Raw genomic sequence first — 15194 nt, 5'->3', positions numbered from 1 at the left:
GGCACCAGCAGGTAACCTTTGCGCCGTCGGGCGCCCAAGGGCGCCATTTGCTTGCTGGCCGATGCCGGCTGGCCACCCCCAAAATTCACCGCATAGGCTTACATCGATGTCCGCTCTGATCTGTGGTTCTCTTGCCTTCGACACCATCATGGTGTTCCCGGACCAGTTCAAGAATCACATCCTGCCGGACAAGGTGCACATCCTGAACGTGTCGTTCCTGGTCCCGCGCATGCGTCGCGAACTGGGCGGCTGCGCCGGCAACATCGCCTACAACCTGAAGCTGCTGGGCGGCAGCCCGATCCCGATGGGCACCGTCGGCCAGGATTTCGCTCCGTACCGTGAGCACTTCGAGCGCATGGACATCGACCTGAGCCAGGTCCGCGTGCTGGAAGACATGTTCACCCCGCAGTGCTTCATCACCACCGACCACGACAACAACCAGATCACCGCGTTCCATCCGGGCGCGATGATGCGTTCGCACGAGAACCACGTGAAGGACGTGCCGGGCGTCACCTTCGGCATCGTTGCGCCGGACGGCCGTGACGGCATGATCCAGAACGCGGCCGAGTTCCTGGAATGCGGCATCCCCTTCATCTTCGACCCGGGCCAGGCGCTGCCGCTGTTCAACGGCCCGGAGCTGCGCGATTTCATCGAGCAGGCCGACTACGTGGTGGTCAACGACTACGAGTCGAACCTGCTGCAGGAACGCACCGGATGGGACGAGAAGCAGATCGTCAGCCGGGTGAAGGCCTACATCACCACCCGTGGCCCGAAGGGCGCGGTCATCCACACCCCGGAAAAGAGCTACGACATCCCGCCGGCGCACGAGCGCCGCGTGGTCGACCCGACCGGTTGTGGCGACGCCTTCCGCGCCGGCCTGATCTACGGCATCGAGAAGGGCTACGACTGGCTGACCATCGGCCGCATGGCCAACCTGATGGGCGCGCTGAAGGTCGAGCACCCGGGCACGCAGAACCAGCGCTTCACGTTTGAAGAGTTCCACGACCAGTTCAAGCAGCAGTTCGGTTACGCGCTCGGCGCGTAACCAAATTGCCCGCGCATCAACGCACACGGTAGCGCCGGGCCATGCCCGGCGGCTGTTCACCGCTGCCGCGCTGCGCGCTCGCCGGGCATGGCCCGGCGCTACCGTAGATCGCTCTGGTAGCTGTCGACCTTGGTCGACACTGCCGGCCAGCGGCCGGCACTAGCTGAAGCAGCCGAGCGTGGGCTCGGCTCTACACGGTCATGCGCCCTGCCAGGCCGCCATCAGCGCGCGGCAATCGGCGAAATGCCAATCCGCGCGGCCCGGCCACGGATTGTCGGGCAGGTTGACCAGCACGGTGCGCGCACCGGCGGCGCGGCCGCAGTCCAGGTCGTAGGCGTGGTCACCCACCATCACCGCCGCGTCGGCACCGATGCCCCACCGCCGCAGATGCTGCTGCACGCCGTCGGGTGATGGCTTGGGCACCGCTTCATCGCGGCCGATGATGCCGCCATCGTCAAACAGATCCTCTACCCCGATCGCATCCAGCGTCAGCTTCGCCAGCGCATGGTCGTTGCGGGTCAGGATGCCCAGCTGGCAACCGGCCGCGGCCAGCGCGCGCAGCAGCTCGACCGCGCCGGGCGCCGGAAGCGCGCCTTCGGCCAGCCCGCGCTCGTGGGCCAGCAGCCAGGCGTGCTTCCGCGCCGCCTCCGCACCCGGCAGGCCCGCCAGGTGCACGAGGATGTCCGCGCTGGGCGGGATGCCCAACTCGCGCTTGATGCGCTCGAAATCATGCATGGCCACGGTCAGCGTGCCATCCATGTCGAACACCCAGTGGCGCACGGCCGACAGTGCCGGCGCGTCCACGGCGGTGGCCGTCACTTCCACCACTGCGGCATGCGGCTGGTGTCCACGCCGCCGGTCTCGAACACGGCCGTGCGGGTGCCACCGGCCTTCACCGGGAACTCGATGCTGATCGACTTGCCCTTCTGCGCCAGCTTCCACAGCGCCTTCTGGTCGGTGATGAACATGGCGATGGCCTCATCGGTCTTCGGCCGCCAGGCTGCCATCGAGATCGGCTTGCCACCGTCCACGGTAACCTTCACCGTGCACTGCGGGCAGCGGAAATCACCGGCCTGCAGCACCAGGTAGGCGTGCCGCTTCCATTCGGGATGGTCGCGGAACACCAGCTGCACCGGCTTGGCGGCGCTGCCGTCCACGTCCACCCGTTCCTTGCTGTAGAGGGTGGCCGAGACCTGCTTGCCCTTGCTGCCGACCGGCATCTCGTTGTACTGCCACAGCGCCTGCATGCGGCGCAGGTCGCGCGCGGCATCGCCCTTGGCCTTCACTTCATCGAAGCCGGCGGCGATGCGCTCGGCCGCGGCGGTGTCCTTGTACTGGTCCAGCAGCGAACCGCCATGGATGCGCGCACGTTCCCAGTCCTGCGCGGCCACGGCCGCGTCGTACTGCTTGGCGACGTCCTCGGCCTTGGCTTCCTTCTGCGCCTGGGCGGCGGCAGCGGCGGCTTCCTGCGCCTTGCGCTCTTCCTCGGGGTTGCTGCAGGCGGCCAGGGCCAGGGCGCAGGCAGTGATCAGGATCAGTCGTTTCATTCGGAAGTCCTTTGCGGGTGCCCTCTGATTCTATCGGCGGCGGATGGCGGATACAGCAACGGCGGGTTTCCCCGCCGTTGCCGGTGACGCAGTGCCTGGTTGCCGGCCAGCGGCCGGCATTGCCGCTTACTTGGCTTCAGCCTTGGCCAGCAGATCCTGCACCGAGGCGGTGGTGATCGGGTGGTAGCCCGGCTTGGCTTTCTCGAAGGCCTGCTTGGCCAGCTCCAGACCCTTCGGGGTCTTCACCAGTTCGGCGTAGATCGGCATGATCAGCTTGCGACGGCCGACGCGCTCGATGAACGCCGCGGCCGCATCATTGGCCTGCTCGTAGCCGCTGCGGATGGCCAGCGGGTACCAGCGCATGGCGATTTCGCCGTTGGCGGTGCCGGTGAAGTGGTAGGCCTTGTCCAGCGCGGCCAGCTTGTCCAGCGGCAGGCTGGTGCCCAGGCCGTCGATGAAGCGGACCCATTCCTGGGTGCCCCACTCGGCGGTGACCTGGTTGGCCGGCAGGCTGCCCGCACCGGAGAACGCGATGCGCGCGGCATCGACGCTGCTGAAGTTGCGCGACTGTGCCTTGGTGGCGAACGACGGGATGCCCGGCTCGTCCAGCCATGCCTTCAGCTCGGCCTCGCTCACCGCCGAGGGGTTCTTCGGCAGCAGGTTCTTCTTCAGGTAGTCGACGAACTGGTCGGTGTTGGCGCTCTGGAAGGCGTGGTCATCGAACCAGCCACGCAGGAACGGATCGAAGGTCTCGCGGCCGAAGCGCTGTTCCAGGAACTCCAGGAACCACGAGCCCTTCACGTAGGCGACCTGGCTCAGGGCCTCGTCGGGGTCACGCTCGTTCAGCGGCGGCAGCGCCAGGGCCTGGTCGGCCGGGCTCATGTCCTTCACTTCGGCCAGCAGGTCGGTCTGGTCGATCTGCTTCTCCATCTCGGCCATCTCCTTGCCGTACAGGGCTTCGGTGATGCGGCCCTGGACGTAGGTGGTGAAGCCTTCATTGAGCCAGATGTCCTTCCAGCTGGCGTTGGTCACCAAGTTGCCCGACCAGCTGTGCGCCAGTTCGTGGGCAACCAGCGAGACCAGCGACTTGTCGCCGACGATCACGGTCGGGGTGGCGAAGGTCAGGCGCGGGTTTTCCATGCCGCCGAACGGGAACGACGGCGGCAGCACCAGCATGTCGTAGCGGCCCCAGCGGTATTCGCCGTACAGCTTTTCGGCGGCACCGATCATCTTCTCGGTGTCTTCGAATTCCTTGGCGGCCTTGTTGACCATGGTCGGCTCGGCCCAGACGCCGGAGCGGCCGGAAATCGGCTCGAACACCAGGTCACCGGCGGCGATGGCCAGCAGGTAGGACGGGATCGGCTGCGGCATCTTGAAGGTGTAGTCACCGTCACGCGCGGCCTTCGGGTCGTTGTCGGCGCTCATCAGCACCATCACGTCCGGGCGCGAGGTCACGTGCGCGCTGTAGGTGAAGCGCACGCTCGGGGTGTCCTGCAGCGGCACCCAGGAACGGGCATGGATGGCCTGCGACTGGCTGAACATGAAGGGCAGCTTCTTGCCCTCGGTCATCGACGGCGCCAGCCACTGCAGGCCCGAGGCGGTCGGTGCGGTGTGGTAGGTCACTTCGACCTTGGCCGGCTGTTCCGGCGCTTCGATGGTCAGCTTGCTGCCGAACACCTTGTCGACCGGGGCCAGGGCGAACTTCAGTTCGCTGCGCGCGCCATCGGCGCCGATGGCCTCGACCTTGGAGACGTTCAGCTCACGGGTGTCGAGCACCAGCTGCTGGGCGTCCTTCTGCTTCCATTCCAGAGTGTAGGTGGCGGTGCCGCCGATCTGCTTCTGGTCGAAGTCCAGCTTCAGATCCAGCGCGATGTCCTTGATGACGACCTTGTCCGGCTCGGCGTACGAGCTTTCGTCGTGGCTGCGGTTCTCGGCGTTCACGGGGGCGGCGGGGGCCTTTTCGGCAGTCGGGGCGGCGGCGGGCGCGGCAGCCTCCTGGGAGCAGCCGGCGGCCAGGGCCACGGCCAGCGGAAGGAGCATCAGCGGATTACGCATGAATCGGGACCGTTACGAGGATCAAACCCCAATGGTACCTCTCCCTCGCCCCGGACGCGTTGCGCGATGCGGGGTAAGGCCGGACGGGGGCCGGCCCTGCGCCATGGGCGCCCGGCGCGGGCGTGTGCCAACCAGGGTTGGCACCTGCCGGAGCAGGGAGCGCCGGGCCATGCCCGGCGGCCCCATACGCTTTACAGCTTGTAGCCGGAGTGGATCGAGACGATGCCGCCGGTCAGGTTCTTGTAGTGGCAGCGCTCGAAACCGGCCTGCCCCATCATCGCCTTCAGCTCTTCCTGCGGCGGGTGCTTGCGGATGCTCTCGGCCAGGTACTGGTAGCTGTCCGAATCGTTGGCGAACAGCTTGCCCAGCTTCGGCAGGATCCTGAACGAGTGGAAGTCGTAGATCGGCTTGAACCAGTCGGCGGTGACTTCGGAGAACTCCAGCACGCGGGCCTGGCCGCCCACCTTCAGCACGCGGTACATCTCGCGCAGGCCGGCGTCCTTGTCGGTCACGTTGCGCAGGCCGAAGGCGATCGTCACCAGGTCGAAGCTGTTGTCCGGGAACGGCAGGGCTTCGGCGTTGCACTGCACGTAGTCCAGGCCGAGCACCAGGCCGCGGTTGGTCAGGCGGTCACGGCCGACCGACAGCATGCCGGCGTTGATGTCGCCCAGCACCACCGACCCTTCCGCACCCACGCGCTCCTTCAGCAGGGCGGCGATGTCGCCGGTGCCGCCGGCCAGGTCGAGCACGCGGTCACCCGGCTTCACCTGCGCGGTGGCCACGTAGTAGCGCTTCCAGGCCCGGTGCACGCCGAGGCTCATCAGGTCGTTCATCAGGTCGTAGCTGCGCGCGACCGAGGTGAACACCTCACCGACAAGCTTCTGCTTGTCCTTGGCGGCCACGTCGCGGAACCCGAAATGGGTGGTACCGGATTTGTAGGGGGATTCGCTCATGCCGCTGATTATCGCACCGCCGGAGCCGCTGCGGGGTAACCGGGCCTTATCATGGCGGCCCATGACCCACCGGAGCCCCACATGATCACCACGCCCGACTACCAGGCCCTGCTGCAGACCGCCATCGCCGAAGCCCGACAGGGCCTGGCCGAGGGCGGCGTGCCGATCGGCGCGGCGCTGTACCACAACGACGGCCGCCTGCTCGGCTGCGGCCACAACCGCCGCGTACAGGAAGGCGACCCGTCCGTGCACGGTGAAACCGATGCCTTCCGGAAGGCCGGCCGCCAGCGCCGTTACCAGGACACCATCATGGTCACCACCCTGGCCCCGTGCTGGTACTGCTCTGGCCTGGTGCGCCAGTTCAACATCGGCACGGTGGTGGTGGGTGAATCGCGCACCTTCCAGGGCGGCATCGACTGGCTGCGCGGGAACGGCGTCAACGTGATCGACCTGGACAGCCAGGAATGCGTCGACCTGCTCGGCGGCTTCATTGCGCAACATCCGGACATCTGGAACGAAGACATCGGCGAATAAGCGCCGCGTTTCCACTCTGCGCACAGCTGCATGAACGCTTCAGAGCCGGCACAGCCTTGTGCCGGCAGTGCCTTGTGGCACATCCAACCCAGCTATTCCCCATGAATGCGCTGGTCGCTCCGCGCACTGATGACATGCTCATCACAGGCCGGGGGTAACGTGTGGCCTTGCCCGGCACATAAGGAAGTCCGCAGTGCGGACTGCCTGCATCCACACGCGATGCCTGCCGTCTCTCCAGCCGAGCGGCTCCTGCCTTCAACGCTAATCCGCCCATCCATTGCCACCGCGCGGTGGCAACACCGACTGCACGTCGCGCTGACGCAGCTTGCACTGACTGTTACGCGACACTGCGGTTCCGACGCTTCATCCAACCCAACCGAATTGGAATGACATGCACGCTGAAGTCCCCACCATCCCGCCGGTCATCGACGTAGACGCCGAACTGGATCATTGGCGCCGGCAGCACGCTGACGGTGCCTTGCCGCACAACTCGTTCGGCTCATATGTGCCGTGGATCAAGTTCGCCTGTGATTCGCTGATCACCCAGCCGCGCGCCAGCAATGCCGAGCGCGACGAAGCATTCCAGACCCAGTACGCCCTGCAGATCATGCCGCGCCTGACCGAATCGCAGGCCCGCGAGTTCGTCGACCGCTGCTGGCAGCACGTCTATCAGACCAGCCGCGTGCGCCTGCAGGACGCCCCACGCCTGCGCGCCTGACCTGAGTGCTCCTGCGGCTGCACGGCCCGTGCACGGGCAGCTGCCGATCATCGTCGTCACCTGGGTGGAACGACGACGATGAAAGCAAGGACCCTGTTCAATGCGATCGCCAAGAAGGCCGCAGCCGCCACCGGCTCGCCGTGGACCTTCCTGGCCGCGGTGGCGATCGTGGTGATATGGGGCATCAGCGGCCCCGTGTTCGGCTTCAACGATACCTGGCAGCTGGTGATCAACACCGGCACCACCATCATCACCTTCCTGATGGTGTTCCTGATCCAGCACACACAGAACTCGGATACAACGGCGATGCAGATCAAGCTGGACGAGCTGATCCGCGCCACGGCCGAGGCCAACAACGAACTGCTGGACCTGGAAGAAATGGACGAAGAGCGGCTGGAGGAAATCCGCGCCGAGTACGAGCGCATGGCCCGCGAAGCCGGGGACGCGTTGGCCCGGGTACGTTCCTGCCGCGCGGCGCCGCGCGATGATGAGGCGGTTTGATCAAATCCGGTAGCGCCGGGCCATGCCAGGCGAGCGCGACGCGCGGCCCGTGTCCGACGCCATGAACGCCCACGCTCTGGTAGCGCCGGGCCATGCCCGGCGCGCGCGACGCGCGGCCAGCGTCCAACGCCATGAACGCCCACCCTCTGGTAGCGCCGGGCCATGCCCGGCGAGCGCGCAGCGCGGCCCTGTGTCCGACGCCGCCTGCACCAAAGCCGCCGGGCATGGCCCGGCGCTACCGAAGCCACGCACGCGTGGGACAATGCCCGGCGAGCGCGGTAGAACCCCACAAGCTGCCCAGGACTCCGCCGATAGGTGGATTCAACGCGCATTCCCAGACTGGTTCAATGTCCAGTCGTCATCTAGAGCGCGGTCGCGATTCCCGCATCGATGGATACTACGTGCTCACCACCGTGGTGCTCGAGCGACGTCCGGTATTTGCAGACGCTCGCTGTGCAGAATGCCTCGTGGATACGCTGCGCTTCGTCGAGCGCGAAGGACAGAGTCGCTCATTCGCCTGGGTGATCATGCCCGACCATGTTCATTGGTTGATGCAGTTGCGCGCCGGCACGCTCGCCCGATTGATGGGAACGTTGAAATCGCGCAGCAGCCGCCTTATAGGGCAGCAGTTCGGTGTGGAGACGCCCCTGTGGCAACCTAGCTACTTCGACCACGCTGTTCGCCATGAGGATGCGTTGAGGCGTCACGCACTCTACATCCTGGGGAATCCAGTCCGTGCGGGGCTCGCTACCGAGCTTGATGAGTATCCGTTTGCCTGGTGTCGATGGCCGATGCGATCGTGATTGGACGTGTGGTAGAAGCCGCCGTGCGTGGCCCGGCGCTACCGGGGACCATCCCGCCCTGGTAGCGCCGGGCCGTGCCCGGCGAGCGCGGAGCGCGGACTGCGTCCGACGCCATGAACGCCTGCACAAACGCCGCCGGGCACGGCCCGGCGCTACCGATGTTGCCTTCGCCTTCGTGCGCGGCCTGCGTCCGACGTCATGAACGCCCGAAGAAAAGCCGCCGGGCATGGCCCGGCGCTACCGGGATTTACCCGCGCTCGTGCCAGCCGCCACCCAGCACCTTGTACAGGGTGATGCGGTTGGTCTGCTGGGCCAGCTCGGTCTGCAGGCGCGTCTGCTGCGCGCTGTAGGCGGTGCGGCGTGCGTCCAGCAGGGTCACGAAGCTGTCCAGGCCGGCGTCATAACGGGCCTGCGACAGGCGGTTGGCCGTTTCGGCCGCATCCACCAGGCGCTGCTGCGCGCTCACCTGCTCGTCCAGACTGACATTCAGCGCCAGCGCGTCGGAGGTTTCGCGGAAACCGCTCTGGATCGCCTTTTCATACTGCGCCAAGGCGATATCACGATCCGCATTGGCCACCGCCAGGTTCGCGCGCAGCTTGCCGCCCTGGAAGATCGGCAAGGTGATCTTCGGCAGGAAGCTCCACACGCGGGTGCCGCTGTCGAACAGATTGGACAGTTCGCCCGAGCCACTGCCGATGCTGCCGGTCAGGGTGATGCTGGGGAAGAACGCGGCACGCGCGGCACCGATGTTGGCGTTGGCCGCCAGCAGCTGGTGTTCGGCGGCCATGATGTCCGGACGCTGCAGCAGCACGTCGCTGGGCAGGCCGGCCGGCGGCGGGGCCAGGGCCAGCAGCTGTGGTTCGATGCTGTCCGGCAGCAGGCCCGCATCGACCTGGCCACCGGCCAGCAGGGCCAGCGCGTTGCGGTCCTGGGCCAGCTGCCCGCGCAGGCGGGCGGCATCGGTACGCGCGGTTTCCACCAGCGTGCGGGTCTGGCTCAGCTCCAGCCCGGAGCTGCCACCGCGTTCGTGGCGGGCCTCGGCCAGGCGCAGCGAATCCTCGTAGGTCTTCAGCGTGGCTTCGGAGATCTTCAGCTGCTGCGCGTCGGCACCGTAGGTCAGCCACGCGGTGGCAGTCTCGGCCACCAGGCTCAGCTGCGCGTTGCGGCGGTTGGCGGCCACGGCGAAGTACTGCTGCAAGGCAGACTCGCTGAGGTCACGCACGCGGCCGAACAGATCCAGCTCGAAGTCGGCCACGCCGACGCCGGCGGTGAACTGCTCGGTGACACCGGCATTGGTGCCCTGCCGCTCCATCTGGCCGGTGGCGGCCAGGCCGGGCACGCGGTCGGCACGCTGCACGCGGTACTGGCCGCGTGCCTTTTCCACGTTCAACACCGCCACGCGCAGGTCGCGGTTGTTGTCCAGCGCCTGGCCGATCACCTGCTGCAGGCGCTCATCGGTGAAGAAATCGCGCCAGCCCAGTGCCGCAACGTCGGTCACTTCGCCCTGGCTGGCTTCGGCCGGCCACTGCGACGGAATGCCCGGGGCGACGGCAGTGTTCTTCGGCGCCAGGGTGGAACACCCGGCCAGGCCCAGGCTGGCGACGAGCGCCAGCAGCAAGGGGGTCTTATTCATGGGAACCTCCATGGGCAGCATCATCGCGCGGGGCCGGCGGCGTGCCATCCCCGTTGCCCTTGTTGCGGTTGAACACGCGCTGCACCACCACGAAGAACAGCGGGATGAAGAACACGCCCATCACCGTGCCCACCAGCATGCCGCCCAGCACGCCGGTACCGATGGCGCGCTGCGCACCGGAACCTGCACCGGAGGCGATGGCCAGCGGCAGCACGCCCAGGCCGAACGCCAGCGAGGTCATGACGATCGGGCGCAGACGGTCGCGTACCGCGTGCATCGTCGCTTCGATCAGGCCCGCGCCCTTCTCGAGGTTTTCCTTGGCGAATTCCACGATCAGGATCGCGTTCTTGCTGGTCAGGCCCACCGTGGTCAGCATGGCCACCTGGAAGTAGATGTCGCGCTCCATGCCACGGAAGGTATTGGCCAGCACTGCGCCGAGAATACCCAGCGGCGCCACCAGCAACACCGAGGTCGGCACGCTCCAGCTTTCATAGAGTGCCGCAAGGCACAGGAACACGATCAGCAGCGACAGCGTGTACAGCAGCGGCGTCTGCGAACCAGCCTGGCGTTCCTGGTAGGACAGCGCGGTCCATTCGATCTCGAAGCCGGTCGGCAGGTCCTTGGCAATGCGCTCGATCTCGGCCATGGCATCACCGGAGGCCACGCCCGTGGCGGGCTCGCCCTGGATCTCCATCGCCGACACGCCGTTGTAGCGTTCCAGGCGCGGCGAACCGTAGTCCCAGCGCTTGGTGGCGAAGGCACTGAACGGCACCATCTCGCCGTGCCCGTTCTTCACCGACCAGACGTTGAAGTCGTCCGGGTTCATGCGGAACGGTGCATCGGCCATCACGTACACGCGCTTGACGCGGCCACGGTCGATGAAGTCATCGATGTAGCTGCTGCCCCACGCCGCGGCGAGGGTGTTGTTGATCGAGCTGACCGAAAGACCCAGGGCATTTGCCTTTTCCACGTCCACGTCGATGCGCAGCTGCGGGGTATCTTCCTGGCCGTTGGGGCGCACGTTGGCGAGCAGCTTGCTCTGCCCCGCCGCACCCAGCAGCTGGTTGCGCGCGGCCAGCAGAGCGTCGTGGCCCTGGCCGCTGGTGTCCTTCAGGAAGAAGGTATAGCCCGAGCCGATGCCCAGCTCCGGCATTGCCGGCGGCGGGAAGGCGAAGATGAAGGCGTCCTTGATCTGGCCCAGCGCGCCCATCGCACGCCCGGTGATCGCACCGACGCTGTGGTCGGCGTCGCGCTCCTTCCAGTCCTTCAGCTTGACGAAGGCCATGCCCGCGTTCTGGCCCATGCCGGCGAAGCTGAAGCCCTGCACGGCGAAGATCGATTCGACCGCGTCGGCTTCGTTCTTTAGGAAGTGGTCTTCCAGCTTGGCCATCGCTTCCAGGGTACGTTCCTGGGTGGCGCCGACCGGGGTCGACACCAGCGCCATCATGATGCCCTGGTCTTCATTGGGCAGGAACGAGCTGGGCAGGCGCGCAAACAAAACGCCCATCACCACGGCCAGGGCGACGAAGATGCCCATGAAGCGCCACGGCCGATGGATGATGCCCTTCACGCCGCGCTGGTAGGTTTCGCTGGAACGGTCGAAGCCGCGGTTGAAACCGTTGAAGAAGCGGCCGAGCAGGCCGCTGTGGGTAACATGGTGCTCGCCCTTCTTCAGCGGCTTGAGCATGGTCGCGCACAGCGCCGGGGTCAGCACGATGGCCACCAGCACCGACAGCGCCATGGCCGAAACGATCGTGGCCGAGAACTGGCGGTAGATGATGCCGGTCGAGCCGCTCATGAAGGCCATCGGCACGAACACCGCCGACAGCACCAGGCCGATGCCCACCAGCGCGCCGGTGATCTGGCCCATCGACTTGCGGGTGGCTTCCAGCGGCGACAGCCCCTCTTCGGACATGATGCGCTCGACGTTCTCCACCACCACGATGGCATCGTCCACCAGCAGGCCGATGGCCAGCACCATGGCGAACATGGTCAGCATGTTGACCGAGAAGCCGAGCATGGCCAGCACACCGAACGTACCCAGCAGCACCACCGGCACGGCGATGGTCGGGATCAGGGTGGCGCGGAAGTTCTGCAGGAACAGGTACATCACCACGAACACCAGCACGATCGCTTCGATCAGTGTCTTGATGACGCCCTTGATCGAGACCTGCACGAACGGGGTGGTGTCGTACGGTACGACGGTTTCCAGGCCGGCCGGGAAGCTGGACTTCATCTCGTCCAGCGCGGTGCGCACGCCCTCGGCGGTGGCCAGCGCGTTGGCGCCGGTGGCCAGGGTGATGGCAATACCGGTGGACGGCTTGCCGTTGTAGCGGGTGACGAAGTCGTAGCTTTCCGCACCCAGCTCGACGCGGGCCACATCGCCCAGGCGCAGTTCGCTGCCGTCGGTGCCGCCACGCACCAGGATGTTGCGGAACTGTTCCGGGGTCTGCAGGCGGTCCTGCGCGTTGATGGTAGCGTTGAGCTGCTGGCCCTTCACCGATGGCGCACCACCCAGCTGGCCAATGGCCACCTGTGCGTTCTGCGCGGTGATCGCCGCAGTCACCTCATCGACCGACAGCTTGTAGGTGTGCAGCTTGTTCGGGTCCAGCCAGATGCGCATGGCGTACTTGCCACCGAACACCTGGATGTTGCCCACGCCCGGCACGCGGCTCAGGGTGTCGACGACATTGGAGCCGACGTAGTCGGCGATGTCGTTGGCATCCATGCTGCCGTCGTTGGACACGAAGCCGAGCACCTGCAGGAAGCCGCTGCTGGACTTGGCCACGTTGATGCCCTGCCGCTGCACTTCCTGCGGCAGCAGCGGCATGGCCAGCTGCAGCTTGTTCTGCACCTGCACCTGGGCGATGTCCGGGTTGGTACCGGCTTCGAAGGTGAGGGTGATGGTGGCCTGGCCGTTGGCCGAGCTGTTGGAGGAGAAGTAGATCAGGCCATCGAGGCCCTTCATGTTCTGCTCGATGATCTGCGTCACCGAGTCCTCGACCACCTTGGCCGACGCACCCGGGTAGGTGGCGCTGATCTCGACGGCCGGCGGGGCGACCTCGGGATACATCGACACCGGCAGCTTCACCACCGCCAGCGCACCGGCCAGCATGATGATGATGGCGATCACCCACGCGAAGATGGGTCGATCAATGAAAAAACGTGCCATGGAATTCTCCGCTTACTTCGCGTCGCCGGCCGGCTGGGCGGCAGGCTGCGGGGCGGCGTCCGGCTGTGCCGGGGCGGCGCCCTTCTCGGTGGCCTGCACGGGCATGCCGGGGCCGATCTTCTGCAGGCCTTCGACGATGACCTTGTCACCCGGCTGCAGGCCGTCCTCGACCAGCCACTTGTCGGCCAGTGCGCGGCTGACCTTCACCGGGCGCACTTCCACCTTGTTGTCCTTGCCGACCACCATGGCGCTGGTTTCGCCCTTGGCATCGCGCGCGATGCCCTGCATCGGCACCAGCACGGCATCGGCACGCACGCCGCCGCCGATCACCGCGCGCACGTACATGCCCGGCATCAGCAGGCCTTCGGGGTTGTCCACCTTCACCCGCAGCGCGTAGCTGCCGGTGGTCGGGTCGACGCTCACCTCGGAGAACTCCAGCGCGCCCTTGTGCGGGAACTCGCTGCCGTCTTCCAGCAGAATGGTGACCGGCAGGGTCTGGTTGTCCTGCAGGCGGCCGGCGGCCAGTTCGCGGCGCAGCTGCAGCAGCTCGGCCGAGGACTGGGTCAGGTCGACGTAGATCGGGGTGAGCTGCTGCACGGTGGCCAGCGCATCGGCCTGGCCGACGCTGACCAGCGCGCCCTGGGTGACGCTGGACTTGCCGATGCGGCCGCTGATCGGCGCGGTGATGCGCGCGTAGCCGAGGGTGACGTTGGCCGCGTCCAGTGCCGCCTTGGCGGCACCGACATCGGCCTCGGCCTGCTTCTGCGTGGCGATGGCGTTTTCAAGGTCCTGCTGGCTGACCGCATCGACCTTGGCCAGCTCGGTGATGCGCTTGGCGCTCAGCCGCGCAGCATTCGCGGTGGCTTCGGCGCGGGCCAGCTGGGCGCGGGCGCTGTTGGCCTGGGCGCGGTAGCTCGCGTCTTCGATCTGGTACAGCGGCTGCCCTTCCTTCACCAGGCCGCCTTCGGTAAACAGCCGCTTGGCGACGATGCCGCTGACCTGCGGGCGCACTTCGGCGACCAGGAAGGCATTGGTGCGGCCCGGCAGTTCACGGGTCAGGCCCACGCTTTCCGACTTCAGCGTGACCACAGTCACCTGGCCGGGGCCTTGCTGGGGCTGTTCGGGTTGGCCACCGCAGGCGGCCACGGTCGCGGCGATGGCCAGCGACAGCAGGAAGGGGCGGATTCGGGTCAGGGGCATGGGGCTGGGGCTCGGGGAAGGAAAAATATTCTCAGCTTGCCGTGATACGTAGCCGCATCCCGGTCCTCGGGCGCGGTTGTCACAGCGGGCAGGCATCCCCGCGCACGGCGCAGGCATCAGCAGGCGCGCATACACGACGGGGAGCATGGGGGCGAAATATACATACATGATTGTTTGTTTGTAAAGCGGTACAATTCAGCCAGGTTTCACCGGCACTGGTACCACTCTCCGACCCATGGCGCGCAAGACCAAAGAAGACACCCAGGCGACCCGCGAAGGCATCCTTGATGCCGCCGAGGCCTGCTTCCATGAACACGGGGTGGCCCGGACCACGCTGGAGATGATCGGTGCCCGCGCCGGCTACACCCGCGGCGCGGTCTACTGGCACTTCAAGAACAAGACCGAGGTGCTGGCCGCGATCATCCAGCGGGTGCACCTGCCCTTCATGCAGGAACTGGAGCGCACCTCCAGCGACGAGCGGCAGACGCCGATCCACGACCTGCGCGCAGTGATGATCTACTCGTTCATCGAGCTGTCCGAGGATGAGCGCCTGCGCAAGACCATGGAAATCATGCTGCGCAGCGATGCCTCGTCGGAAAGCCGGGCGCTGGCCGAGCTGCAGCAGTCCGGCTTCCGCGATGCACTGGACCGGATGGAGCGCGCCCTGCGCCGCGCCCAGGACCTGGGCCAGCTGCGCGACGGCGCCGACCCGAAGATCGCCGCGCGCATGCTGCACGCCACGGTGCTCGGCGTGCTGCACGGGTCGATGGTCGAACCGGAGCTGATGGACCTCAAACGCGACGGCATGCTCGCGCTGGACATGACCCTGGCCGCCTACGTGAAGGAAGGCGTGTTCGTGCCGGGCTCGATTCCCGAGCCGCTGCCGTAGGGTCGGATCCGCCGGGCATGGCCCGGCGCTACCGCCACCTTCCCCTTGTATCGGCCCGGCACTCACCCGGCGCGCCAGGCGCCGGCGGGGGTCCCAGGCCACCCGGCTAGGGAAAAACCCCGGCGTGGCCCCCGCGGGCCGGGC

13 protein-coding genes are annotated in these 15194 nt (G+C 66.8%); 6 read left to right on the top strand and 7 right to left on the bottom strand.

The window, feature by feature from the left end; translation table 11 throughout:
- Positions 1–106: 106 nt before the first annotated feature.
- The gene (locus AC1VXD_RS16515) at positions 107–1045 is read left to right on the top strand and encodes a carbohydrate kinase family protein (protein WP_079223403.1); all 939 of its coding nucleotides are present in this window, start codon (positions 107–109) and stop codon (positions 1043–1045) included.
- A gap of 198 nt (positions 1046–1243) precedes the next feature.
- On the opposite strand, the gene AC1VXD_RS16510 is transcribed toward AC1VXD_RS16515, so the two are convergent.
- The 4 genes from AC1VXD_RS16510 to ubiE all read right to left on the bottom strand — a co-directional run bounded on the left by AC1VXD_RS16510 (position 1244) and on the right by ubiE (position 5600).
- Positions 1244–1804: an HAD family hydrolase gene (locus tag AC1VXD_RS16510; protein WP_482992958.1), complete on the bottom strand. Its 561-nt coding sequence runs from the start codon at positions 1802–1804 to the stop codon at positions 1244–1246.
- Positions 1805–1860: 56 nt separating this feature from the next.
- Positions 1861–2592, bottom strand: a complete 732-nt coding sequence (locus tag AC1VXD_RS16505; RefSeq protein WP_482992947.1) for a hypothetical protein — start codon at positions 2590–2592, stop codon at positions 1861–1863.
- A 126-nt stretch (positions 2593–2718) separates the two neighbouring features.
- Positions 2719–4647 carry a M1 family metallopeptidase gene (locus tag AC1VXD_RS16500; RefSeq protein ID WP_482992946.1) on the bottom strand — a complete coding sequence of 643 codons (1929 nt, stop codon included), beginning with the start codon at positions 4645–4647 and terminating at the stop codon, positions 2719–2721.
- 191 nt (positions 4648–4838) lie between these two features.
- Positions 4839–5600 (bottom strand): bifunctional demethylmenaquinone methyltransferase/2-methoxy-6-polyprenyl-1,4-benzoquinol methylase UbiE, encoded by a 762-nt coding sequence (ubiE, locus tag AC1VXD_RS16495; protein ID WP_079223406.1) that lies wholly within the window; start codon positions 5598–5600, stop codon positions 4839–4841.
- Between the two features lie 81 nt (positions 5601–5681).
- Between ubiE and AC1VXD_RS16490 the strand changes: the two genes are divergently transcribed.
- From AC1VXD_RS16490 to AC1VXD_RS16475, 4 genes are all read left to right on the top strand, one after another.
- Positions 5682–6134: a nucleoside deaminase gene (locus AC1VXD_RS16490; RefSeq protein WP_482992945.1), complete on the top strand. Its 453-nt coding sequence runs from the start codon at positions 5682–5684 to the stop codon at positions 6132–6134.
- A gap of 391 nt (positions 6135–6525) precedes the next feature.
- The gene (locus AC1VXD_RS16485) at positions 6526–6852 is read left to right on the top strand and encodes a hypothetical protein (protein ID WP_150453123.1); all 327 of its coding nucleotides are present in this window, start codon (positions 6526–6528) and stop codon (positions 6850–6852) included.
- Between the two features lie 78 nt (positions 6853–6930).
- Complete coding sequence (locus AC1VXD_RS16480) at positions 6931–7353, top strand: low affinity iron permease family protein (RefSeq protein WP_482992944.1); 423 nt, start codon at positions 6931–6933, stop codon at positions 7351–7353.
- A gap of 347 nt (positions 7354–7700) precedes the next feature.
- Positions 7701–8156, top strand: a complete 456-nt coding sequence (locus AC1VXD_RS16475; protein WP_482992943.1) for an REP-associated tyrosine transposase — start codon at positions 7701–7703, stop codon at positions 8154–8156.
- Positions 8157–8403: 247 nt separating this feature from the next.
- Here AC1VXD_RS16475 and smeF read toward each other — a convergent pair whose 3' ends face one another.
- The 3 genes from smeF to smeD are packed head-to-tail and all read right to left on the bottom strand — an operon-like array spanning position 8404 to position 14161.
- A complete protein-coding gene (smeF, locus tag AC1VXD_RS16470) occupies positions 8404–9789 on the bottom strand; it encodes a multidrug efflux RND transporter outer membrane subunit SmeF (protein ID WP_482992942.1) in 1386 nt (461 codons plus the stop codon).
- Positions 9782–12961, bottom strand: coding sequence for a multidrug efflux RND transporter permease subunit SmeE (gene smeE, locus AC1VXD_RS16465; protein WP_482992941.1), 3180 nt, complete (start codon positions 12959–12961; stop codon positions 9782–9784). Before smeE ends, smeF begins: the two co-directional genes overlap by 8 nt.
- 12 nt (positions 12962–12973) lie before the next feature.
- Positions 12974–14161, bottom strand: a complete 1188-nt coding sequence (gene smeD, locus AC1VXD_RS16460; protein WP_482992940.1) for a multidrug efflux RND transporter periplasmic adaptor subunit SmeD — start codon at positions 14159–14161, stop codon at positions 12974–12976.
- A gap of 235 nt (positions 14162–14396) precedes the next feature.
- On the opposite strand from smeD, the gene AC1VXD_RS16455 reads away from it, so the two are divergent.
- A complete protein-coding gene (locus tag AC1VXD_RS16455) occupies positions 14397–15050 on the top strand; it encodes a TetR family transcriptional regulator (RefSeq protein ID WP_482992939.1) in 654 nt (217 codons plus the stop codon).
- Positions 15051–15194 lie beyond the last annotated feature (144 nt).

It is taken from the genome of Stenotrophomonas sp. STEN054 (assembly GCF_056854535.1).
Note: the sequence above shows the minus strand (reverse complement) of the source record. Positions and strands in the feature narration are given on the sequence as shown.